Origin of the sequence: Rhodococcus sp. 24CO (genome assembly GCF_050586165.1) — a bacterium.
GTDB lineage: Bacteria > Actinomycetota > Actinomycetes > Mycobacteriales > Mycobacteriaceae > Rhodococcus_F.
In genome coordinates, this window is record NZ_JAZFNF010000002.1 from 122,680 (window position 1) to 143,958 (window position 21,279).

The window sequence follows — 21,279 nt, forward strand, 5'->3', positions numbered from 1 at the left end:
ATCTAAATTCACGCTAAGATAGATGTCAAATGAAATCCAAACGGGAGTGTGGTTGATGGGCCGCGTATCGCAACAGCAAGCGGAAGAGAACCGTCGACGTGTCGTGAAAACCGCCGCCCGCCTGTTCCGAGAGCAGGGCACCCAGCTCAGCGTCGCCGACCTGATGAAAGCGTCCGGGCTGACCCATGGTGGCTTCTACAAGCAATTTGCCTCGAAAGATGCGCTGATCGACGAGGCCACGGCTCTTGCGTTTGCCGAACTGTCGAAGACCTACAAGTCCGACTTCGAACAGCATGTGGACGGACGCGATTCCGCTCAGCAGTCCTTGATGGACACCTATCTCTCTGTCGAACATCGCGATAACCCGGCTGACGGATGCCCCGCCGCCGCTCTTGCCGTCGATATGGCGCGTGAACCCGAAGATGCCGAGGCTCGTCGGGTCTACACCCGAGGCGTCCGTGATTTTGCCGAAGGGCTCGCCGATGACGATCAGGATGGGATTGCCCGATTGTGCACCATGGTCGGCGCGATCCTCCTCTCGCGAGCAACCAAGGGATCGACCGTCTCGGATGAGATTCTCAGCGCGGCGCGCGCTGCGCTGAAACCCGCCAACGGGTGATTCGCGGCAAGACGACGGCGTGTCAGCCGCGTGCCCGGAAACTTTTTCTCGAGAACTCCCATCCTTGTTTGATCCGGCTACGAATGCCACGCAGACGGTGTTTACCGTCTCCGTGCTCAACTATGTCGAGACGGTGTTGACAGGAAGGGCAGAGTGTCATGCATGCACTGGTAGAAGCTGGTTTTCCGTCAATCCACAGTCCGTTCGTTGAGCTCTCGTGAAGTTCTGGCCGACAATCACAGGAATGTGACCGACATGTCTATTTCTTCTTCTGGTACTCACGGAGACGAGAATCCGCGCCCAAGCAATCCGGGTGTCGGCTTTCTCCAAATGTTCCTGGATGCGAGCCGTCAACCCAGGTCGCCACACGATATGGCGGAAGAATCACCACAGGAACCGCGCGCTTCCGACGACGAAAGACTGTGATGGATGCGCCGACGCCTTCGCCGGCTGCCGAGACGGCCAGGCGAACATCCACCGGAAACGGTTTCTCCGAAAACTCAGGTCGATGGATCGCTCTCGTGTGGGGGCTCGTCGCGTGCGCATTGATCGCCCAGATCATCTATCCCTTGGTGAGTGGAGACTCACGGGACGCGGTCACCGTTGCGGTAGTTGCCCTACTGGCTGCTGCATCGATTGTGCATGCGGTGATTGCCCGTGGGCCGGCGTGGACCTTGGTGCTGTTCGCGGCCACCGCGGGGTTGGGTCTTGTTGCCGAAATGATCGGCACGGCAACAGGTTTTCCTTTCGGTAGTTACTTCTACGCCACTGATCGGTTGGGGCCGGACATCCTGGGGGTCCCGGCAGTGGTTCCACTTGCGTGGACGGCCGGGTTCTATCCGATTTGGTGCGCGGTGGGTTATGTACTCGAGCGAACCCGCGCGTCACCGAAGTGGCAGTCTCGCCAGCGAATCGTGATTACGGCTGCCGGGATGGTCGGGTGGGATCTCTATCTGGACACTCAGATGGTGACGGACGGCCAGTGGACGTGGACGTCCGGAAATTCGGGTCTTCCCGGCATACCGTCGATTCCGTTCACGAACTATCTGGGCTGGTTCGCCACAGCCCTGATAATGGCAGTTGTGATCGAGTATGTCGGAAAGCGTTTCGATACCCGTAGGAAGTACGGGCCGCAGGTTTCGGATGCCGCGCCAGTGGTGTTGTTCATGTGGACGTGGCTCGGCTCGGCACTTGCCCACGCTGCGCTGCTCGACGGGGACGAAATGAAGTACTCGGCGATCTACGGCTTTTGTGCGATGGGGATCGTGGGGATTCCTCTGGCGTGGATGTGGACCTGGAAGCCCCGAGAGGACTCGGTGACGGCATGACCGCTACGGGTTCACGAATCTTGCACCGCCTCACGGCGGCGGGTACGGCGCTGGCCGGAATCTCTGCGGCGATGTCTATCGGGAATGCGCTGTTCATGCCACGCTTGCGACAGACGGATGCAGGCAAGCCACACGATCGCGTCGTTGTGTGCATTCCCGCCCGCGACGAGGAATCCACCGTGCCCCTGCTCATCGCGGATCTGCGGGCGCAAACATATGCGGGCGAGTTTCGGGTGATAGTCCTCGATGACGGCTCGACTGACGGCACACTGGCTGCCGCCCGCCGCGCCGCCGACGGCGATCCGCGCATCACCGTCATATCCACGTGTGTTCCGCCAAGCCCTGGTTGGACGGGAAAGGCCGCAGCGTGTCGGACCCTGGCCGATATCGGTCTCGACGATCAACCGGACGTAATCGTTTTTGTCGATGCCGACGTCAGGCTGACGCCCGGTGCGGTCGCGGCGTCGGTTTCTGCGCTCCGCGAGCGCGATGCGGCATTGGTCTGCCCGTGGCCCGAGCAGAAGTCGGGCAGCGTTGTCGAGCATCTTGTCCAGCCGTTGCTGGCCTTTTCGTGGATGTCGACCCTCTCGGTACCCTTGGCGAACAGGTCGCTGCGGCAATCGCTTTCGGTGGCGTGTGGTCAATTCCTGATGTTCGATGCCGACGCCTACCGTGAAATCGGTGGACACGAGTCGGTGGCGTCCAGCGCCACCGAGGATCTGGACATAGCTCGAGCTCTTCGCAGCAACGGCAAACATACGATCCTGGTCTCGGGGGCAGGTTTTGTCAGTTGCCGGATGTACCGCAGCTGGCCCCAACTCCGGGAGGGTTACACCCGGTGGTTGTGGTCCTCGTTCGGAGGAAGAGCGGGCACCGCCGTTGCTCTTGCAGGCGTAGGCATCGTGTATCTCCTTCCGCCCGCTGCCGCTGTTCTGGGAACGGGCAGCACACGACGCTTGGGAACTGCCGGCTATCTTGCTGCCGTCACTGCTCGGCTGTGCTCTGCGCGATCGGAATCTGCAGGCACAGTTGATTTCGCAGATCTGGCGCGGGCCTGCGCCCACCCCATTTCGGCCACACTTTTTGCGACTCTTGTGCTCGATTCGCGTCGACGCTTCGCGCGAAACGAGCTGTCATGGAAGAGTCGCCCGTTGAACGCCCCGACCGCAGACGTGGCCACCCTCGCTAGCACGATGAAGAAATGAGAAACCTGATGTCGGTCTCGAATGCAGCGCCTGTGACAGGTCATCGATCATGAGATCAGTGAGCGGGCAGGTCGATTCGGTTGTTGTTGTCGGCGCCGGTCTCGCCGGCCTCTCCGCTGCGCTCCATCTCACCGGGGCGGGCAAGCGTGTCACTGTCCTCGAGCGTGAGGCCGCGATCGGTGGGCGTGTCGGTACCTATCCGGTGGTCGATGACGCGGGTAGTTTCCTGTACGACATCGACAATGGCGCCAGTGTTCTCACCATGCCGAATTTGATCGCCGACGCGTTGGCCGCAGTGGGCGAGTCTTTTGATTCCGTCACTCCTGCACTCACTTTGACGAAGCTCTCACCTAGCTATCACACGCGTTACGCCGACGGCAGTTCCATCGACGTGTATTCGGATCCGCTTGCGATGTCGGCAGAGGTCGAAAGGGCATGCGGTCCAGGCGAGTCCGACGGATACCGCAAGCTTCGACGGTGGCTGGCGTCGATCTTCGACACCGAGTTCGGTCGGTACATCGACTCGAATTTCGATTCACCACTCGATCTGGTGTCGTCTCCATCGGCGCTGCGCGACACTGCAACTCTGGCACGGCTGGGTGGTTTCGGTCGACTCGGGCCGCGGGTCGGATCCTTTGTGAAAGACGAACGACTGCGACGAATCTTCACATTCCAGGCACTGTACGCGGGAATGGCCCCCGCTAAAGCGTTGGGCGTGTACGGCGCCATCGCGCACATGGACACCTCGCTCGGGGTCTACTTTCCGGCGGGCGGCATGTCCAAGATCGCCGAGGTGATGGCCGACGCGTTGACGCGAAACGGGGGAGTACTTCACACCGACGCCGAAGTATCCGCAGTGAACATCGAGAATAAGCGCGTCACAGAGGTTTTGACGTCGGACGGTCGGAGCTATTCGTGTGATGCCCTCGTGTTGACTCCGGACTTACCGGTAGTCGATCGGTTGCTCGACCAAGCAGGTGCGCCGTCTACGGGTCGGCGACGCGGATATTCCGTCGTATCGCCATCCGCTGTCGTCTTTCACGGCACTGTTCCGGTGGATGTGACGCAGTCGTGGCCGTCAAGGTCTCATCACACCATCGACTTCGGCGAACAGTGGTCTGAGACCTTTGCTCGGATCACCGCGCGTCGTGGCCGCGGGCAGTTGATGGATGATCCCTCTCTCTTGATCACCCGACCGGCTGTGACGGACCCATCGTTGAATATCGTTCGTGACGGAGTAAAAAGTGAGCCCATCTCGATCTTGGCTCCTTGCCCGAATCTTGCCAGCGCGCCCCTCGATTGGGATCGTCTGGGGGTTCCGTACATGCGTGAAATCCAAGGAGTACTGGAACAACGTGGATATCTCAACCTGACCTCGTCGATGTCCGTCGACCACCTCGACACCCCACAAACTTGGCTGGACAAGGGAATGCTCGACGGCAGTCCCTTCTCGTCGGCACATGTATTCCGTCAGACCGGGCCATTCCGCCGCAAGAATCTGGTTCCTGGTCTCGGTAACGTCGTCCTCGCCGGTTCAGGGACCACCCCCGGTGTCGGGGTGCCGACGGTTCTCATTTCGGGAAAGCTTGCCGCAGAGCGGATAACAGGATCGAACAACGCGCAATCGTCCGCTGCTCTCGGTGTAGAAGTCGGTGTCGGTCATGCGTGAACTCGCCAAGATCGACCCGAGCCTGCACGACGCGTATCGACTATGCCGCGACCTGAACGAGCAGCACGGCAAAACATACTTCCTCGCGACGCGGTTGCTGCCGGCTGACAAGCGCGCGGGCGTGCATGCTCTCTACGGGTTTGCGCGGATGGTCGATGACATCGTCGACGTGGATTCCGGCGACAGTGAATCCGGTTATGTACCAGCGCTTTCCTCTGCCACAGTCGATTCGACGGGCACTTCGCCCACCGATGCCGATCGGAGGGCAAGCGCAAAGCTCGACCTGTTCGAGTCTCGCATCCGAGATGCGCTCGACGGGCAGCCGCTGGGGGAGAGTAGATCCGACCTGGTCCTCAAGGCGCTCGTGGATACCACTGCGAGATACAGCATTTCGCACGAGTACTATTACGCCTTCCTGCACTCGATGCGAATGGACATACCAGGAACCAAGATGTTCCGCTCGCGGTATCGCACGATGGATGAACTGTCCGAGTACATGTACGGATCGGCCGCTGTCATCGGGCTGCAAATGCTCCCGATCCTGGGCACCGCAGCAGATCGCGACAGTGCCGCCGGACCGGCGGTCGCACTGGGTGAAGCTTTTCAGCTGACCAACTTCATCCGGGATATGGGAGAGGATCTCGATCGTGATCGGATCTATCTGCCGACCGAGGAACTGAATGCTTTTGGTGTCGACGAAGACCTATTACAGAACTGTCGTGTCACCGGCCGCAGCGATGCCCGACTCGAGCGCGCTCTGGCACATCTGATCGCACACACCCGCGCCGTGTACCGCACTGCTGAGCCGGGGATCGACATGCTCGACCCGTTGGTACGCCCAGCGATGCGTACGGCGTTTGTCCTGTACGGCGACATCTTGCGCGCGGTGGAAGACAGCGGATACCGCGTACTTCACAAGCGGGCACGCGTTTCCCAGCGGCGCCGTATGTCGATCGCAGCGCCACGACTGGCAGAAACCGGATGGATCAGCCTCCGCACGCGGCTGACGCCGGCGCCCTGATCGAACGAAGAGAACGGACCTTTACATGGAATACGTCGTATTGCTCGACGACGCAGGTCGATCCATCGGGATCGAACCGAAAGCGAGCGTCCACACCACCACAACTCCACTGCACCTTGCATTCTCGGCGTACGTCTTCGATCGAAGCGGCAACCTCCTGATTACCCGGCGTGCACTGGACAAGACAACGTGGCCAGGTGTCTGGACCAACAGTTGCTGCGGACATCCGGCTCCGAACGAATCGCTCGAAGATGCCGTTCGGCGTCGGCTGAACCAAGAACTCGGAATGGACGTCGATAATGTCAGCCTTGCGCTCCCGTTCTTCCGTTACCTCGCAGTGATGGACACCGGCATCGTCGAAAACGAGATCTGCCCCGTCTTCCGGGTGATCTACGACGGCCCACAACCGGTTCCCGATCCGGCAGAAGTGGAAAGCGCAGAATGGGTTGACTGGCAGGAGTTTTCGGACGCTGTTCTTGTTGGCGACCGCGACGTTTCGCCGTGGTGCCATGAACAGGTGCAACAGCTTCGGCAGCTTGGCCTAGATCCGGTCCGGTGGCCCACCGCGCCCGCAACGGCATTGCCGCCCGCTGCGCGGGAAAATCAGGACCGGCGTCTACCGCAGTAGGGGACGTAGCGAGCTGCGGTGTGCCACCGAACTGGTTCGCATCGCAACATCAACGCTCGGTCTCGCCTGAGCCCGGGCGATGTCAAATATCGAAGAATACTGTCTCTGCTCCACCGTCCGGCGTGTCTTGTAGTCGTATGTCGAAGGTGTAGAGGGTCTTTCCGTTTTCGCTGCGGCGATTGGCTATCAGAGTGCTTCGGCGGGTGTGGAGTTCGATCCCCGAGAGGATCGGATCTGCTGCGTTGAGTTCGGGTTCGTCGTCGAAGTACAGGCGGGTATGCAGTCCGATGTTGACTCCTCGGGCGAAGATGACGAAGCAGATGTGGGGGGCTTGGACACGGTCGCCATCGTGCTCGACCGGTCCGGGTTTGATCGTCTGGAACTCGAAGATTCCGGATTCGAAAGCTGCGCCCGTACGGCCCCATCCGACAAAGTTCGGATCAACGCTTTTGTCTTGCGGGTCGAGGTGATGGGCGTACTTGCCGGCCGCGTTGGCTTGCCAGATTTCGAGCAATGCGTCGCGAACCGGCGATCCGCTGCCGTCGATGACGCGGCCCTCGATCGTGATCCGTTCTCCGGCTGTGTCATTGGAGACAAGGTTGTTGTCGAAGTTCTTCTCGAAGATCTCGAAGCCGGCCTGTTGCGGTGCAAGTCCGATGTGGACGTACGGGCCGCCGGTCTGTGACGGGGTTTCGGGAAATCGTGTTGTAAGAGATTGTGCGGCAAACTGATGGGCGACATTCATCGTGATGCTCCCGGAATCGTGTTCTCGAAGAAGGTGGCTCGTCGTCCGCGGAGAGTGACATCGAAGCGGTAGGTTCGAGCGTCGAACGGTACGTCATTCGACGGATCCTCATGCGCAATGAGGCTGCGTACCTGATCGATCGACGGAATGGTTGCGGCAATCGGGCAGCGCTCGATCAAGGGGTCGCCTTCGAAATAGAGTTGAGTGATCAGCCGCTGCGCCCAACCGTCTGCGCTCAGAGACATATGGATATGTGCAGGACGCCAGGCGTTGGCGCTGTTGGCCCACGGGTACGGTCCAGGTTTTATGGTGCGGAATACGTAGTAACCATTGCGATCGGTGAGCATCCGACCGCAACCGCCGAAATTCGGATCGATCGGCGCGAGATACTGGTCATTCTTGTGTCGATAGCGCCCACCCGCGTTGGCCTGCCACACCTCCACGAGTGCACCGGAGACCGGGTTTCCGAATTCGTCACGTACATACCCGTGCACGATCAGCCTTTCGCCGATCGGTAAGCCAGCTTTGGCGAAGTTGAGGATCAGGTCGTTGTCTTTCTCCCCCAAGTCTTTTCCGTTGAACACGGGCCCGGTGATTTCGGACAGGGTGTTGCGGGGAGATAGCAAAGCCTGACGTGGCGAGCGCAGGATGCTCGTCTTGTAACCCGGCGTCAGTGCGGGAGGGTGCAGTCTGACGTCGCGCTCAACAAATTCGCCGATTGTCACGGTGGTGCTCCTGTCGAAGGGATGTTCGCCCACCATATTTTCGATACTCAATCATGTAAATTGACGATTTCTCGCTAGTTCCATAACCTCTGTTTATGGAACTGCTGTGTGGTCTGAGCGCATGGTCGGCGTAGCGAGTAACCGAATTCAGCTTCGGCACCTGACCTGTTTTGTTGCCGTTGCGCAGGAGCGCAATCTCGGTCGCGCGGCACAGCGACTCCACCTGACGCAACCGGCGGTCACCAAGACGCTCAACGAACTCGAGCAACTGGCCGGGATGCGTCTCGTGGAGAGGGGCCGTCATGGTGCCCGTCTGACCCCGGCGGGCGAGTACTTTCTGGGCCACGCATCTTCGGCCGTCGACGCCATGGCGTCGGCGGCACGGGCGTTGGTCGCCCCCGGCGTACCCAGTGCGCCGGTCCGCGTAGGTGCGCTTCCCACGGTCGCGAGTGTGCTACTACCGAAGGCGATTTCACAGCTGCACGAAACGTATCCGGAGTTGGGGGTACATGTTGTCACTGGAGTCAACGACGCACTTCTGGAAGGGATTCGCGCGGGCGACCTCGATTTGGTGGTGGGCAGAATGACGGATCCCGATGTCCTGCAGGGAATTGACTTCGAGCTGCTCTACAGCGAATCGCTGGCACTTGTCGTTCGTCCCGAACATCCTTTGACGGCGTTTATGGAACCGGTGCCGATGCCACGGGTACTCGAATATCCATTGGTGGTGGCGACAACGGGGACGGTTCCGCGCCGACACACCGACGTGTTTCTGCGCCGACACGGGCTCACTCTGCCGAGCGGTTGTGTTGAAACACTTGATGTATCGGTTGCGCGTACACTTGCCCGCCGCAGTGATTCGGTGTGGTTCACACCCGAGCGCGTGCCGCAGACCGACCTCGACGACGGAACGCTTGTGCGCTTACCGCAGTCAACTCCAGGTACAGCTGAGCCTGTCGGACTGTTCCGGCGGACGAGTGAGCCTGCTGCGGGTGTCGAAACTTTGGCTGGGATTCTCAGGCGGTTGGCTGCTGTGTGAAATCTTCCAAGCACAAATCCGAAGGCTTCAGATCCAGTGCTCGGACGACGCCATGAGGCGGTCCATCGTTGCTGCGGAGAAAGTGCTCGGGGAAACCGGTGGAGGTTTGCGGCCACGGCGTGGAGCGGCCAGTTCGGGGTACAGGGAGCGCGACACCTCACGAGTTGCGTCGAGAACCAATGGCGCTACCCGCTCGAGCTGAGCGGTTCGCATATTGCCGCACAGCGAGATGCTGCCGATCGGACCTTCGTGGCCGCGAATTGCCGACGCGACGCACGCGACACCGGGCGTCGATTCACCGCACTCGAAGGCCAACCCTCGACGCTGCCGAATTCGGCTCAGCTCTTGATGCAGAACTGCGATGTCAGTGATGGTGCTGTCGGTGCAGCGCGGGAGCGTCGCACCGAACAGGGTGTCTACCTGCTCAGGGGGGATGCATGCCAGCATTGCTTTGCCGCCGGCCGTCGAATGTGCAAGGGCGCGACCGCCGACGCGTGATGGTAGTGCCGTAGCGGAGCGCCCACCGATCTTGTCGAGGTAGACACTTTCGCAGTTGTCGAGTACAGACAGATGCACCACCATTCCGGTTTTCAGGTGAAGTTCATGCAGAAGCGGTGCTGCGGCAGCACGCAGCTGGCCGTGGTCGCCGACGCCCCCGTCCAATCCGAGTGCGCGTCGACCGAGGCGGTAACCAATCGGCGCGTGAGCGACCCAGTCGAGCTTGACGAGCTGTTCGAGGATGCGGTGAACCGTCGATCGGGGCAACCGGGCGCGGCGCGCGGTTTCTTCGAGACTGAGGTGGGTTGCCCGACCGTCGAAGGCGTCGAGAATGAGGGTCATCCGCTCGACCATCGACGGCGGTAGGTCCGGGGTGGACCGAGCACCGGTCGGTGGAACAGAGGATTTCCTGTCGTTCATGTCGACGACGGTCATGGATGCCTTTCCGATCACGGGGTCCCACGTATCGCCGTGATGCCGTGGGCATCTGGCGCATCCACCAAGTGGTGACCCCTGTCACTTTCACTGTTATAGTCCGATTGTACATTGATCAAGCGATCAAACAACCTGCATATGGCCCTTAAAGCCGAAGGGGTCATTCACGCAGGGTGCCCGCCGTACGCTGCCGACCCACGGAGATGCCCCATGCCCTGTGATGAAGATTCCCCGGTAGCGGTGCTCGATCGCGCCTCGATATTGCTCGACGCTTTCGATGAGGACGAGCGACTGACGTTGTCGGACTTGTCGAGACGGACGGGGCTGCCCGCGTCGTCGACCCACCGCATGCTCGGACAACTCGTACGTCTGACATGGCTTCAGCGCGAGGGGCGCACGTATCGGTTGGGCCGAAAGATATTCGAACTCGGTTCGCTTGCGTTGCATCATGATCGGCTGCACAGCGTGGCGCAGCCCATCCTCTATCAGCTCCACGCGACTACGGGTCTCGTGGTTCACCTCGCAGTCCCCGTTGGAGCTGACGTCCTCTACCTCGACAAAGTTGGTGGCTCGTTCGCCGTCCAACTGCCCACCCGCGCCGGTGGGCGCCTTCCCGCAGCATCGACGGCGATAGGCAAAACCCTGATGGCAGAGCTTGATCCGACCGCGGCGCTGACCCCGCCGCGCTCCACGCCGAACACGATCGTAGACCCAGTTCGACTGCGAAGGGAGTACGCCGACATTCGGAACCGCGGAATTGCCCACGACCGGAACGAGACAGTTCTCGGCGTTTCGTGTGTCGGTGCCGCTATCATTAAGGGCCGCAGTCCGATTGGCGCGATCTCAGTGACCGGTCCTACCGGCACGTTCGACCCGATGGCTGCCGCAGTCCCTGTCCGCCTCGCGGTGGCAACAATCCGAAATCGACTGTCCGGAATCTGACGTTGCCGCGCTCTGCGGGAGGCAGGGCGCGGCAACTTTGATCTCGAGGGAATCTTACGTATCTGCGGAGACGCGAGCGAGGTTCTCCTGCACTTCGGTGGACCAGTTCTCCAGAGCGCGAGTGGTGTCCACCTCGTACTCGTAACGTGCGGTCATTTCGTCTGTGACGTCCTCGACGTCTACATAGAACTGCTGGTACCAGCGACGCAGTTGGTAGACGGGCCCGTCTTCTTCGGTGAGGAGCGGATTCTCGATGCGGCTCTTGTGTTTCCAGATTTCGATATCCTGAAGGAACTGTGTCTCGAGCCCCTCGGTGAACATCTGAGCGGTCGCTTCGGCCTGCTCGTCCGAGTTGCCGGGTGTGCGTTCGACACAGGTGCCGTACTGCAGGACAAACGAATTGTCGGTGACAGGGTAGTGGCAGTTGATGACCTTTGCCTCCACTGTGGTGTCACCGGAAATTGTCCACACCGTATCGAGCATGAAAGACGGACCGTAGTAGGCAGCTTCCGACACTGTCTCCGCGTCTGGAAGGTCCATCTGTACACCGGTTTTGATGTCGTCTCGGCCCACCGAGTGCATGTACTGCGCAGCGACCTGGCCTTCGAACACATTCTTGAAATAGCCCGGCATTTGGAAGTGAACGTAGAAGAAGTGAGCCATGTCGACAACGTTGTCGACGATCTCGCGGCAGTGCGAGCCTTCCACATGGAATGTGCGCCACGACCACTCGCTCCACCGTTCGGTGCCCCATCCTTCGATCTCCGGAATCGTCACGTCCTCCGGCGGATTATTGCCCTCCGGGTCATGCCACGTAAAGAGCATTCCGTTGCGTTCGAGTACATTCCACGATCGTGTGCGTGCAAGTGGAGGTACGCGCCGCGCGTACGGGATGCCGGTGCAGCGCCCGTTCCCGCCCCATCGCCAATCATGGAACGGGCAGGCGATGGAGTCGCCCTTGATCTGCCCCATCGCGAGGTTGCCGCCCATGTGTCGGCAATATGCGTCGAGGATGTGCAACTCGTTCTGGGAGTCTGCGAACACCACCAAGTCTGTGCCGAAAGCCTTGATCTGGTGCGGCTTTCCGTCACGAAATGTCTCGGCGAGGCCGAGGCAGTGCCAGCCTCGCGCAAACCGAGTCGGGTTCTTTCCCGCTTCGATGACCCGCACCTCGGGTTCGGTGATGATTTCAGTCATGAATCCTCCAGTGTGTATTCAGCGATGAAGCGATACGTGCGAAAGGCCCTCAGGACGAAGAGATTCGCGAAGCTCGCCATTCTCGACTGCAGCCTGGACAGCATCGGTCAGCCCGCTGCACGACTGCACGAGTGATCCGGGTTGCAGGGTGTTGACCTCGACGTCGCGATAAGGGCAACGCACCTTCTCGCCAGCCGGCCATTGGATGCCGGTATGGATCGAGCTGTACTTCTCGACGAGGACACGCTGGCCGCACGTTGCGCAGTCGACAGGCGCCATGGCACTTCCTTCCTATCGTTCTTCCTCGAACGTAGAAGAAATGATCGTCAGGAGACAGGCCAATTCCGTTGAGCTGAAAACTCACCGGACGAGGCGCCAGAATCGAGTAGCGGACCACTCGGCGAGCACAGGTCGATACTGTAGGGGGCATTCGCTCGTTTCGGTGAGCGCGCGTATTCGACAGTCGAATACGCGAAGCAGCATCAGGAGAACAGAAAAAATGGAACCGCAGGAGCGACGACAGCAAATTCTCGATCGCGCCGGCGAGATATTCGCAACCAAAGGGATAGCCGCCACCACGATCCGGGAGATCGGCGACGCCGTGGGAGTGCGCTCCGGTGCGCTCTACCATTACTTCCCTTCCAAAGACGCGATTGTCGCAGAGATCGTCAGGGTCTATCTCGAGGATCTTGTGGACAAGGTGCACGCAGTCACTGCCGTGGAGCCGACGGAACGCATTGAGGCGCTCTCCGGGATTGCTCTGCGCTGTTCGCACAAGTACCGGCACGCAACGACCATCTGGCGTCGTGAGGGCGACTACATCCACGCAACAATTCTCGAACAAGGCAACATCGGGGAGCTGTTCGGCCAATTCGAGAGGGAGTGGTCGAACGCCCTTGTGGCCGGCGTTGCTCAGGGTATTTTTCGCGACGACGTCGATCTCGACGTCGTCGATCACATGCTTCGGTATGCCATCTGGTCGTCGAGCGAGTGGCACACGCCGACCGAGGACAAATCTGTGGACTGGCTCGCCCACGAAGTGGTCAAGGTGATCCTCGGGGGACTGTTGCGCACCCCGAACGCGCAGTCGTGAGGCTCTGAGCACTGCGACGGATGAGCTACCACACTAAGATTCGTCGAGACTATTTGTACTGCAGGTAGATTCGATGAGATGATTCATGAGAATTTCGATCAGCTCGCCAAGTTCGTTGCGCGTCACATCAGTGAGGTCGAGTGAGTATTGGGCAGCGAGGCGGCGACCCCAGTCGTGGAAGAAGATCGGGTGTGCCGGGATTTTACCGTCTCCTGAGCTATCGACGGCTGCCAACCATTTTTCGATACTGGAGTCTTGTGATCTGGGCTTTCTCAGCGGTTTCTTGGAAGTCAATATTGTTGCCAACGTGCCTATTCCAGAGTTTGTGCATGCCGACTGAATTTTCGGAACAGAAAGGACTGGAGCCAGGGGCATAGCCAATAGGTGAGCGGTTCGTCTCGCCGCAGCGAGGTCATCGCCACAGTCGACGTGCACGCCGAGACGGGCGATCCACGGGAGGTGCGGATTGCTCTTGTCGTTGCAACGGATATCGATGCAGAAGTACGCGTCGTCGGTCCCTGACGGATGCGGTAGGTACGCAGTGATGGATGGCTGTCCGCCAGAGGTTGAACGTGTGTACATGTCGTACGGCGTGCGTGCAGCCAACTCGTGGGAAACTGCTCGCAACGCGACGGTCACGATCGCTGAATCCATTTGGCCGAACCGGCCGTTCAGTTGCGACTTCCATGTCGCGAAGACAGTTGATGCCTCGATGGCCAGGCCGCGAGCTGTTGAGTTCGTCGATGCAGACCAGCAGTCGAATAGGTCGGCGAGTCCGATGTGGGTCCACCCTTGTGGCACGGTTGAACCGTCGGTCTCCAAGTCCACCAGAAACTTACGGGCGTCATGTGTATGTGCGAATTCCGCGTATCTGTCGAGCTGATCGCCGTGCTCGGTTGCCGAAACCTTCAATTCGAGAATCGCGATAGGACTCGCGGCACCGTACAGCACGACATCCATGCGGCCTTTCCCATGGGGAACTTCTACGCGGACGCTGACGATGTTTTCATCGAGTCCGAGCGCATTCTGTAGTGGCGTCGCGTCGCGCTCCACTAAATATCCGATGAATGCACCGACATTTACCTCTGAACGAAGGAGACGTTGAAGGAACATTGATGCGTGTGTAGTCATATCCGGCCTATTCCTGTCTGTTGGCAACCGATACCGTGTCCGTCATGAGTGCAATGTGGGGTATCCACAACGATGAGCCCAGCGTTGATCTGATTGCCGGGAAATTTATCAGTATCGGTTGGGACAGGGTCGGGAATCTGAAGCAGATCGGAGACAATCGCGGCACCATCAAGACCTTACTTTCGGAGCAATATCCCGCAGGGAAAGCGGGGTCGTATCCGGTGCAGGCCGGGGTACTGGTGCGATTCGCTTTCGACATGGAAGTCGGCGACATCGTTATTGCGCCCCACAAGGACGATTCGACGATCAACATCGGCGTCATTGGTGGTGATTACTATTTCGCTTCCGATGCGCCTACGCACCGCCACCGTCGACCTGTGCAGTGGCAGCGTATCGGGATTCCACGGTCGGAGTTCACCACGTCGGCGCTGTACGAAATCGGCTCGGCAGTAACTCTATTTCGGGTTAAACGCCACGAAGGGGAATTTCGGACATATCTTGAGACCGGTAGGGCGGATGCAGTTGCTGCGGTCGTCGAAACCGAGGCGACTGCTGACGACATGGATGTTGCGGTCGACAACGCAATCGAAGAACCGAACCCGTCACGGCTTATGGAGTCGACCGCTGACTTCATCATCAACATGTTGAAAATCGACGTCAGCCACCGAGGTTTCGAAGAATTCGTCGCTGATCTGTTGGCCGCGATGGGGTACCGCACTCGTGTTCTCCCGTACTCACGAGACGGGGGAGTCGATATTGTCGCGCACCGTGATCCTCTGGGGTTGGAACCACCTCTGATCAAGGTGCAGTGCAAACACACCGATAGAACCATGGGGCGGCCCGAAGTGCAGCAACTCATCGGCACCTTGTCCACAGGGGAGGTGGGTTTGTTCGTGTCGCTGGGTTCGTACAGCGCCGACGCGCAGGCGCTGGATCGAACTCGTGGCGACCTGCGGTTGATCGGTCGCAGCGAGATCGTGGAATGGATTCTCGATCACTACGATTTACTGCCCGCCCATTGGCGTAGCAGACTACCGCTGCGGAAACTGTTTGTCGTTGACCGAGAAATCGGACTCGATTGAACAATTCATATCCACCCGAATTTCGGAATGATTCAGTTTCGAAGATGAAGACTTACAGCGATTTTGAATGGGGATCCGCGATTGACCATCGGTCGAGAACGGTCTTTTCGTGACGTACATGCACGACGCTGATCCGATGACAGTTATCGAGGCGATGACCGATGAAAATCTGGGCACTGCAACTGGATTGGATGGCGTCAATGAGCGCGGAGTTCTTATCCGCAACGACGTTTCCGGTAGGCAGCAACGACCAATCGACAGCGGCGGGGGATTGGCTTACTCGGCTACCTGGCTCAGCACGGTCGCTCCGATTCCGAGGGCGACTGCATCCTCGACGAGGGCTGCTGCCAGCGCCGGAACGCGCTTCGACGCCCACGCGCGGTAGGCGTGGCCCGCATAGGAAGCTGCCACCGCTGAGGCTGCGCCGATTGCGATGGCCGGAGCGACGGGTTCACTCTGCGACCGAGCTATCGCGTAGGCCGCGGCACCCCCGGCTGCGGCTCGCGCAGTCAAGGACGGAGGCGCGAGCCGAGATGGCGTCGTCGGGAGTTTGTCCATGACGAACTCGCCACCGATTGCAACGACGGATCCACCGATCGAGAGTCGTTCGTACCGCGTGTCACGGAACCTGAGCAACAGGAACGTGGTGATGCCGACTGCGCTGCGAAACCCACTGGCCTTGCCGACGGCGGCGTAGAGAACTGCAGATCGAATGTTCATGCGGTTCAGTATGTCCGTTTTTGCCCTCCGGTGGAGGCAATTGGGCTTCGCACGATGATCGATGAACGGTCTATTCATCAGCCGCATCGGTCGCGTCGAGAAGTGCGACGAGGGCACGATGGAGTTCTACGATTTCGCGGCTGCCCTCACCGCCGAGGGTGCGTGTGTTCTCGTGGTCCAGCTGGCGAACGATCTCTTTGGCCTGCAACGCAGTTCGGTGACCCTCTTTGGTGATATCGAGTCGAACAGCGCGCGCGTCGCGGGTATCGCGTTCGCTCGAGACGAAGCCGCCTCTTTCCAGTGCGCGTACGAGTTTCGAGATGTAAATCGGTTGCAGTCCAGTCTGTTCGGCGAGTTCGCGTTGGCTGGGTCTTTCGCCCGCGAGGACAAGGCCGTGAAGGGGAGCTAGTACCGAGTATTGAGCGTGTGTGAGGCCAATAGGGGTGAGCGCCCGGTCGATTCCCGCGCGCCAGCGCAGGCTGAGGTGCCAGACGAGTGATCCTGTTGTCCATGATTCGCGGTCTTGCATGTAAATAGAGTACATGGCTACTATTCAAAAATGGAGTACATGGAAACTATTTTGAGGAGACGTCATGCCCATCACCCCAGTGCTCGGTTCGACCATGGCTCATCGGGAATCGGGTGAGGGTCCGCCGTTCGTGCTGCTGCACGGTAATCCCACGTCGTCGTACCTGTGGCGGAACATTCTGCCGACGGTCGGCACGCTCGGCCGCGCTCTCGCTCCCGACCTCATCGGGATGGGGGAGTCCGGTAAACCCGCGATCGACTACGGCTTCGTTGACACTGCGCGCTACCTCGACGCCTGGTTCGCCGCCTTGGAGCTCGACGATGTTGTGCTCGTCGGACACGACTGGGGTGGGGCACTTGCATTCGACTGGGCTGCGAGGCATCCCGATCGTGTCCGCGGAGTTGCCTTCCTCGAGACGATCCTCCGTCCGATGACGTGGGCCGAACACTTTCCGGGTGACGCCAGGGCGCGGGTCGAGGCATTGCGAACTCCCGGGATAGGCGAGGCAAAGGTGCTCGAACAGAACTTCTTTCTCGAGGTTGCCCTCGACAAGACCGTGCTCAACGGACTCTCGGACGGCGATGCGGCCTCATATCGTGCGCCGTACCCCACGCCGGAGAGTCGTCGGCCACTGTTGGCCTGGCCGCGTGCATTCCCCATCGAAGGCACCCCGGCGGACGTGCACACGCGCGTGGCGTCGTACGGCGAGTGGCTGGCCGTAAGCAGCGATGTACCGAAACTGCTGATGACATTCAACGGCCCGTCCGAACTACTCATGGTCGGCCACGACGAGATCGAATGGAGCCGATCGAATATCGCTCACCTCGACGTCATGGAATGTGGCCCCGCCGGCCACCTCGCACCCGAGGATCAGCCCGATGCCATTGCCTCCGCAATCGTGGAGTGGACTAGGCGCCACCGGCTCGATTGCTGAGGGGAAACGGGTTTCGATGTTTGGCTCTCGTGCTCGGGGTACTCGCTAACGTATGCGGCTTGGTGTTCTCGATGTCGGCTCGAATTCGGCCCAGCTTCAGATCGTGGAAGCGACTGCAGGGGCGCCGCCACTGCCGCTGCACGCACTGAAAGCCGCAACAGGTTTGGCTGAGTCGATCGATGCCAGCCAGTGTCTGGACGGCAACGGAATAGAGCGGGTATGCGACGCGGTGACGCAGTCGCTCGAGGCTGCGCGGCACTACGAGGTCGATCAGATCTATCTCTTTGTCACTGCAGCGATCCGTGATGCGGCGAACAGGGAGGAAGTTCTCGATCGTGTGGCCGCGGAGTGTGGATTACGCCCACAATTCCTGACCGGCTTGCAGGAGGCGCGTTTGACGTATTTTGCCGTGCACCGCTGGTATGGCTGGTGCGCCGGCAGGTTGCTGGACATCGATATCGGCGGTACGACAATGGAGATCACGCTGGGGCGCGATGCCGCTCCGGAGTTGGCGGTCTCGCTCCCGCTCGGCGCTGGACGGCTGACTCGCACCTTCTTCGATACAGATCCACCGCCGAGTAAGCAAGTCAAAGAACTGCGCCGGTACGTTCGGTCCTCGCTCCGCGAGACGGCGGATCGTCTTCTGTGGGAAGGGAAACCGCAGCGAGTTGTCGGTACGTCGAAGACCTTCAAGCAATTGGCGCGATTAGCCGGAGCGCCGCCACAGCGAAAGGGGCCGTTTGTGCGACGAACATTGTCGCGCAAGGATCTTCACGGTTTGGTTGCACGGATGGCGACCATGACGACCGATCGTCGCGCCAAACTGCAAGGCGTGGCGCGATCGCGCGCTCATCAGATTCTTGCAGGCGCAATCGTGGCCGACGAAACTTTGTACGCCCTAGATGTCGATTCGATCGATGTGAGTCCGTGGGCCCTACGCGAAGGCGTCATCCTTCAGCATCTCTCCGCCGTCCCCGATCCACAGAATGATCTTCCGCTCCAAGTGTTGTCTCCGAAGGTGCACGTGGACAAGGCGGTAGTCACGTCATTGCCGGTCGCTGAATCGTCGCGCGACCGCCCGCGCTGATCGGATGATCATCCCAATCCCTTCACTCACGAATCGAGGAGACGAAAGAGATGAACAAGACCATTGCATCGATCGCGGTTGCGGGTGCGCTCGCCTCCGCTGTCGCGTGCGGTAGTGACGACACGGACCAATCCACAAGTGACGGAATGGATAACGGAACCGAACAAATGACGACTCCGCCCACCGGAGGTATGACGGAGGAGAGTGAGCCGGAAACCTCCCCCACCGATCTGGGAATGATCGATCAGGCGAAACTTGCATCGTTTGTCGTAGCCTTCCGCGCCGGGTACTCGGAGTTGGCGCAAGATCGCGACGACAGCAGCATCGAACTCATCGTTCTTCAATCCTGCGAAGGCATCGCGAACGGAGTTGACGAGCAGCAGGTTACGGATGAAATCCGAACTCTCGCTGCACACAACGGCAACGAACCAACTCAGGATCAAGCGGAACAGATTTACGACATGGTCACGCCTGCCTGCCCGGGATGAACTGGTGCGGCGCCTCCTCCGGGTTCGAGGTCAGGAGTCCGCCGACCCCAGGCCGTATATATACGCTGCTCGGATAACTAGTTGTGCATACTGCTGCCTCGCTGTGCTCGTCAAGAAGGTCACAGCGAGGCAGCAGACCGCGTCAGTGCCTGAATCGGCACGCACCACTACGTGAGTGCCAGATCAGGCCTCCGGGATCTCCCGGCCGTAGTTCTCGAGGGTGATGCTGTCGGGATCGGGTCCGCCGCGTACGCCGGTGTCGAGGGCATCGATCGCAGCAAGCTGGTCGCTGGTCAGGTCGAAGTCGAAGACGTCGAAGTTCTCAGCGATGCGGGTTGGCTTTGTCGACTTCGGGATAGCGGAGCGGCCTTGCTGCAGATGCCACCGCAGCATCACCTGTGCGGCCGACTTGCCATGCTGCGCAGCGATATCGAGCAATGTCGGATCGTCGAAGGTGCTCTTCTCGCCACCGCCGTATGAGGTGATGCCGCCGATCGGCGACCACGCCTGCGTCACGATGCCGTGCTCGGCGTGCAGGCGCTGTAGTTCCTTCTGCTGGAAGTACGGGTGTAGTTCGATCTGGTTCACGGCCGGTACGACGGTTGTCTCGGCCAAGAGTCGGTCGAGGTGCTCTGGCATGAAGTTGCTGACGCCGATGGCCCGGACCTTGCCATCGGCGAGTAGCTTCTCGAGAGCTCGGTAGGCGTCGAGCGCGAGGTCGAATTGGTTGGACAGCGGCTGGTGCAAGATAAGAAGGTCGAGTTGGTCGACGCCGAGCTTGCCCGTCGCCTTGTCGAACGCGTGCAGGGTGGTGTCGAAACCGTAGTCGCTGATCCAGACCTTGGTTTCGATGAACACCTCGTCGGAGTTGACGTCGGAACGCTTGATACCTTCTCCGACCTCACGTTCGTTGAAGTATGCGGCGGCAGTGTCGATGTGCCGGTATCCGATACGCAGGGCCGACTCGACCGCGGAAACCGTGACGTCCGGTGGGGTCTGGAAAACGCCCAGCCCGAGGGCCGGCATTTCCACGCCGTTGTTCAGGGTGATCGTAGTTTCAGTCATGTTTTCAGAGTAGGGACGTTCAAGAGTTGGTGACAGGCACTGTCGTTAACCCCCAAGGTGCCCGGATGTCCGGACGGGCCGCTACACAGGTTGTCGAGTCATGTCGTTTTCTGCCCTAAAGGTGTCGCAATCGCGATAGTTTCGCCTTACACGTCGACGGAAAGCGAATTTGCCATGACTTCAGATCCGGTAGCGACGGATTTCGACCCCGCATTGAAGCTCGCACGATTCCTGCCTCGCACCGTGATCACTCGGCGGACTGCGGGACTCCTTCGTCGACTCACAGGGTTAGGAGCTCTGGTTCCACCCAAAGGTGGGGAAGTTGTCCGTTGTGACGAGAAGGTTTCGGTCCGGGTATTTCGACCAAGTGCTCCCGTTAACCTCAGGCCGGGTGTGCTCTTCATCCATGGCGGTGGATATCTCATCGGCAGCGCAGCGATGGGGGATGGCATGTGCCGCAACATCGCCGCGAAATTGGGTGCTGTTGCAGCATCGGTGGAGTACCGGCTCGCACCGCAGCATCCGTACCCCGCACCCTTGGAGGACTGCTATACCGCACTGCGGTGGTTGGCGGATCAACCGGACGTCGACTCGAGCCGAATCGCTGTCGTGGGGGAGAGTGCCGGTGGGGGCTTGGCGGCTGCTCTGACTCTGCTGGCCAAAGAACGCGGTGAGGTGCTGCCGGCATTCCAGTTGTTGTCGTATCCGATGCTCGATGACCGGACCAACAATCGAACAGACTTCGACGAGAGCCGATTTCGGGTGTGGAGTCCCCGCAGTAACCGCTACGGATGGAGCGCGTATCTCGGATCGTCGATCACGGATGTGCCGCCGTTGGCTGCGCCGGCACGGTACGAAGATCTCGCGGGACTCCCGCCGACGTGGATCGGCGTCGGAACAAACGACCTGTTCTACGACGAAGACGTCAGCTACGCCAAGCGGCTGAGCGACGCCGGTGTGCTGTGCACCTTGTTCGAGGTACCAGGTGCCTACCATGGCTTCGATCAAATCGAAGCCCGATCGGCTCCGGCGCGGGACTACCGCCGCGAACAGTTGAAGGCTCTGTCCGTCCTCACTACCGAAGGACCTTGACTGCAAG

Annotated in this window: 23 protein-coding genes; 14 read left to right on the forward strand and 9 right to left on the reverse strand. The window is 60.0% G+C overall.

Annotation, left to right across the window (positions count from 1 at the left end):
* The first annotated feature begins 22 nt into the window (after positions 1-22).
* The 6 genes from V2B23_RS04735 (at position 23) to idi (ending at position 6,470) form a co-directional block, all read left to right on the forward strand.
* The gene (locus V2B23_RS04735; RefSeq protein WP_430949287.1) at positions 23-619 is read left to right on the forward strand and encodes a TetR/AcrR family transcriptional regulator; all 597 of its coding nucleotides are present in this window, start codon (positions 23-25) and stop codon (positions 617-619) included.
* 425 nt (positions 620-1,044) lie between these two features.
* Complete coding sequence (locus V2B23_RS04740; protein ID WP_430949288.1) at positions 1,045-1,947, forward strand: carotenoid biosynthesis protein; 903 nt, start codon at positions 1,045-1,047, stop codon at positions 1,945-1,947.
* Positions 1,902-3,152: a glycosyltransferase gene (locus V2B23_RS04745; protein WP_430949289.1), complete on the forward strand. Its 1,251-nt coding sequence runs from the start codon at positions 1,902-1,904 to the stop codon at positions 3,150-3,152. Before V2B23_RS04740 ends, V2B23_RS04745 begins: the two co-directional genes overlap by 46 nt.
* 49 nt (positions 3,153-3,201) lie before the next feature.
* Positions 3,202-4,821, forward strand: a complete 1,620-nt coding sequence (gene crtI, locus V2B23_RS04750; RefSeq protein WP_430949290.1) for a phytoene desaturase family protein — start codon at positions 3,202-3,204, stop codon at positions 4,819-4,821.
* Entirely contained in the window at positions 4,814-5,842 is a 1,029-nt protein-coding gene (locus V2B23_RS04755) for a phytoene/squalene synthase family protein (protein WP_430949291.1), read from the forward strand. Before crtI ends, V2B23_RS04755 begins: the two co-directional genes overlap by 8 nt.
* Positions 5,843-5,867: 25 nt before the next feature.
* Positions 5,868-6,470 carry an isopentenyl-diphosphate Delta-isomerase gene (idi, locus tag V2B23_RS04760; RefSeq protein WP_430949292.1) on the forward strand — a complete coding sequence of 201 codons (603 nt, stop codon included), beginning with the start codon at positions 5,868-5,870 and terminating at the stop codon, positions 6,468-6,470.
* An 82-nt stretch (positions 6,471-6,552) separates the two neighbouring features.
* Here the strand turns inward: idi and pcaG are convergent, their stop codons facing one another.
* Positions 6,553-7,215 (reverse strand): protocatechuate 3,4-dioxygenase subunit alpha, encoded by a 663-nt coding sequence (gene pcaG, locus V2B23_RS04765; RefSeq protein ID WP_430949293.1) that lies wholly within the window; start codon positions 7,213-7,215, stop codon positions 6,553-6,555.
* Positions 7,212-7,940, reverse strand: coding sequence for a protocatechuate 3,4-dioxygenase subunit beta (pcaH, locus tag V2B23_RS04770; protein ID WP_430949294.1), 729 nt, complete (start codon positions 7,938-7,940; stop codon positions 7,212-7,214). Before pcaH ends, pcaG begins: the two co-directional genes overlap by 4 nt.
* Positions 7,941-8,061: 121 nt before the next feature.
* Between pcaH and V2B23_RS04775 the strand changes: the two genes are divergently transcribed.
* A complete protein-coding gene (locus tag V2B23_RS04775) occupies positions 8,062-8,979 on the forward strand; it encodes a LysR substrate-binding domain-containing protein (protein WP_430949295.1) in 918 nt (305 codons plus the stop codon).
* A 27-nt stretch (positions 8,980-9,006) separates the two neighbouring features.
* On the opposite strand, the gene V2B23_RS04780 is transcribed toward V2B23_RS04775, so the two are convergent.
* Positions 9,007-9,912: an IclR family transcriptional regulator gene (locus V2B23_RS04780; protein WP_430949296.1), complete on the reverse strand. Its 906-nt coding sequence runs from the start codon at positions 9,910-9,912 to the stop codon at positions 9,007-9,009.
* Between the two features lie 210 nt (positions 9,913-10,122).
* On the opposite strand from V2B23_RS04780, the gene V2B23_RS04785 reads away from it, so the two are divergent.
* The gene (locus V2B23_RS04785; protein WP_430949297.1) at positions 10,123-10,854 is read left to right on the forward strand and encodes an IclR family transcriptional regulator; all 732 of its coding nucleotides are present in this window, start codon (positions 10,123-10,125) and stop codon (positions 10,852-10,854) included.
* Between the two features lie 54 nt (positions 10,855-10,908).
* On the opposite strand, the gene V2B23_RS04790 is transcribed toward V2B23_RS04785, so the two are convergent.
* Entirely contained in the window at positions 10,909-12,051 is a 1,143-nt protein-coding gene (locus V2B23_RS04790) for a Rieske 2Fe-2S domain-containing protein (RefSeq protein WP_430949298.1), read from the reverse strand.
* A gap of 18 nt (positions 12,052-12,069) precedes the next feature.
* The gene (locus V2B23_RS04795) at positions 12,070-12,330 is read right to left on the reverse strand and encodes a hypothetical protein (protein ID WP_430949299.1); all 261 of its coding nucleotides are present in this window, start codon (positions 12,328-12,330) and stop codon (positions 12,070-12,072) included.
* Between the two features lie 220 nt (positions 12,331-12,550).
* On the opposite strand from V2B23_RS04795, the gene V2B23_RS04800 reads away from it, so the two are divergent.
* A complete protein-coding gene (locus V2B23_RS04800) occupies positions 12,551-13,144 on the forward strand; it encodes a TetR/AcrR family transcriptional regulator (protein WP_430949300.1) in 594 nt (197 codons plus the stop codon).
* 33 nt (positions 13,145-13,177) lie between these two features.
* Here the strand turns inward: V2B23_RS04800 and V2B23_RS04805 are convergent, their stop codons facing one another.
* On the reverse strand, positions 13,178-14,257 hold the full coding sequence (locus V2B23_RS04805) for a PD-(D/E)XK nuclease family protein (RefSeq protein ID WP_430949301.1): 1,080 nt from the start codon (positions 14,255-14,257) through the stop codon (positions 13,178-13,180).
* Between the two features lie 62 nt (positions 14,258-14,319).
* Between V2B23_RS04805 and V2B23_RS04810 the strand changes: the two genes are divergently transcribed.
* A complete protein-coding gene (locus V2B23_RS04810; protein WP_430949302.1) occupies positions 14,320-15,357 on the forward strand; it encodes a restriction endonuclease in 1,038 nt (345 codons plus the stop codon).
* A gap of 276 nt (positions 15,358-15,633) precedes the next feature.
* On the opposite strand, the gene V2B23_RS04815 is transcribed toward V2B23_RS04810, so the two are convergent.
* Positions 15,634-16,077 (reverse strand): hypothetical protein, encoded by a 444-nt coding sequence (locus tag V2B23_RS04815; protein ID WP_430949303.1) that lies wholly within the window; start codon positions 16,075-16,077, stop codon positions 15,634-15,636.
* 70 nt (positions 16,078-16,147) lie between these two features.
* The gene (locus V2B23_RS04820; RefSeq protein ID WP_430949304.1) at positions 16,148-16,606 is read right to left on the reverse strand and encodes a MarR family winged helix-turn-helix transcriptional regulator; all 459 of its coding nucleotides are present in this window, start codon (positions 16,604-16,606) and stop codon (positions 16,148-16,150) included.
* Between the two features lie 64 nt (positions 16,607-16,670).
* On the opposite strand from V2B23_RS04820, the gene V2B23_RS04825 reads away from it, so the two are divergent.
* From V2B23_RS04825 to V2B23_RS04835, 3 genes are read left to right on the forward strand one after another with little or no spacing between them, the layout of a single operon-like run.
* Positions 16,671-17,540 (forward strand): haloalkane dehalogenase, encoded by an 870-nt coding sequence (locus V2B23_RS04825; protein WP_430949305.1) that lies wholly within the window; start codon positions 16,671-16,673, stop codon positions 17,538-17,540.
* A 52-nt stretch (positions 17,541-17,592) separates the two neighbouring features.
* Positions 17,593-18,627 carry a Ppx/GppA phosphatase family protein gene (locus tag V2B23_RS04830; protein ID WP_430949306.1) on the forward strand — a complete coding sequence of 345 codons (1,035 nt, stop codon included), beginning with the start codon at positions 17,593-17,595 and terminating at the stop codon, positions 18,625-18,627.
* A 50-nt stretch (positions 18,628-18,677) separates the two neighbouring features.
* On the forward strand, positions 18,678-19,115 hold the full coding sequence (locus tag V2B23_RS04835; protein WP_430949307.1) for a hypothetical protein: 438 nt from the start codon (positions 18,678-18,680) through the stop codon (positions 19,113-19,115).
* Between the two features lie 183 nt (positions 19,116-19,298).
* Here the strand turns inward: V2B23_RS04835 and V2B23_RS04840 are convergent, their stop codons facing one another.
* On the reverse strand, positions 19,299-20,180 hold the full coding sequence (locus V2B23_RS04840) for an aldo/keto reductase (RefSeq protein ID WP_430949308.1): 882 nt from the start codon (positions 20,178-20,180) through the stop codon (positions 19,299-19,301).
* 174 nt (positions 20,181-20,354) lie between these two features.
* Between V2B23_RS04840 and V2B23_RS04845 the strand changes: the two genes are divergently transcribed.
* Positions 20,355-21,272, forward strand: coding sequence for an alpha/beta hydrolase (locus tag V2B23_RS04845; RefSeq protein WP_430949309.1), 918 nt, complete (start codon positions 20,355-20,357; stop codon positions 21,270-21,272).
* Positions 21,273-21,279 lie beyond the last annotated feature (7 nt).

What these genes read in the sequence shown, in the direction of transcription:
- V2B23_RS04840 (WP_430949308.1), bottom strand. Translation starts at nt 20,180, where the DNA reads ATGACTGAAACTACGATCACCCTGAACAACGGCGTGGAAATGCCGGCC.
- V2B23_RS04735 (WP_430949287.1), top strand. Translation starts at nt 23, where the DNA reads ATGTCAAATGAAATCCAAACGGGAGTGTGGTTGATGGGCCGCGTATCG.
- V2B23_RS04805 (WP_430949301.1), bottom strand. Translation starts at nt 14,257, where the DNA reads ATGTTCCTTCAACGTCTCCTTCGTTCAGAGGTAAATGTCGGTGCATTC.
- crtI (WP_430949290.1), top strand. Translation starts at nt 3,202, where the DNA reads ATGAGATCAGTGAGCGGGCAGGTCGATTCGGTTGTTGTTGTCGGCGCC.
- V2B23_RS04790 (WP_430949298.1), bottom strand. Translation starts at nt 12,051, where the DNA reads ATGACTGAAATCATCACCGAACCCGAGGTGCGGGTCATCGAAGCGGGA.
- V2B23_RS04835 (WP_430949307.1), top strand. Translation starts at nt 18,678, where the DNA reads ATGAACAAGACCATTGCATCGATCGCGGTTGCGGGTGCGCTCGCCTCC.
- V2B23_RS04810 (WP_430949302.1), top strand. Translation starts at nt 14,320, where the DNA reads ATGAGTGCAATGTGGGGTATCCACAACGATGAGCCCAGCGTTGATCTG.
- V2B23_RS04775 (WP_430949295.1), top strand. Translation starts at nt 8,062, where the DNA reads ATGGTCGGCGTAGCGAGTAACCGAATTCAGCTTCGGCACCTGACCTGT.
- pcaG (WP_430949293.1), bottom strand. Translation starts at nt 7,215, where the DNA reads ATGAATGTCGCCCATCAGTTTGCCGCACAATCTCTTACAACACGATTT.
- V2B23_RS04815 (WP_430949303.1), bottom strand. Translation starts at nt 16,077, where the DNA reads ATGAACATTCGATCTGCAGTTCTCTACGCCGCCGTCGGCAAGGCCAGT.
- V2B23_RS04845 (WP_430949309.1), top strand. Translation starts at nt 20,355, where the DNA reads ATGACTTCAGATCCGGTAGCGACGGATTTCGACCCCGCATTGAAGCTC.
- V2B23_RS04740 (WP_430949288.1), top strand. Translation starts at nt 1,045, where the DNA reads ATGGATGCGCCGACGCCTTCGCCGGCTGCCGAGACGGCCAGGCGAACA.
- V2B23_RS04820 (WP_430949304.1), bottom strand. Translation starts at nt 16,606, where the DNA reads ATGCAAGACCGCGAATCATGGACAACAGGATCACTCGTCTGGCACCTC.
- V2B23_RS04780 (WP_430949296.1), bottom strand. Translation starts at nt 9,912, where the DNA reads ATGACCGTCGTCGACATGAACGACAGGAAATCCTCTGTTCCACCGACC.
- V2B23_RS04795 (WP_430949299.1), bottom strand. Translation starts at nt 12,330, where the DNA reads ATGGCGCCTGTCGACTGCGCAACGTGCGGCCAGCGTGTCCTCGTCGAG.
- idi (WP_430949292.1), top strand. Translation starts at nt 5,868, where the DNA reads ATGGAATACGTCGTATTGCTCGACGACGCAGGTCGATCCATCGGGATC.
- V2B23_RS04825 (WP_430949305.1), top strand. Translation starts at nt 16,671, where the DNA reads ATGCCCATCACCCCAGTGCTCGGTTCGACCATGGCTCATCGGGAATCG.
- V2B23_RS04830 (WP_430949306.1), top strand. Translation starts at nt 17,593, where the DNA reads ATGCGGCTTGGTGTTCTCGATGTCGGCTCGAATTCGGCCCAGCTTCAG.
- V2B23_RS04800 (WP_430949300.1), top strand. Translation starts at nt 12,551, where the DNA reads ATGGAACCGCAGGAGCGACGACAGCAAATTCTCGATCGCGCCGGCGAG.
- V2B23_RS04755 (WP_430949291.1), top strand. Translation starts at nt 4,814, where the DNA reads ATGCGTGAACTCGCCAAGATCGACCCGAGCCTGCACGACGCGTATCGA.
- V2B23_RS04785 (WP_430949297.1), top strand. Translation starts at nt 10,123, where the DNA reads ATGCCCTGTGATGAAGATTCCCCGGTAGCGGTGCTCGATCGCGCCTCG.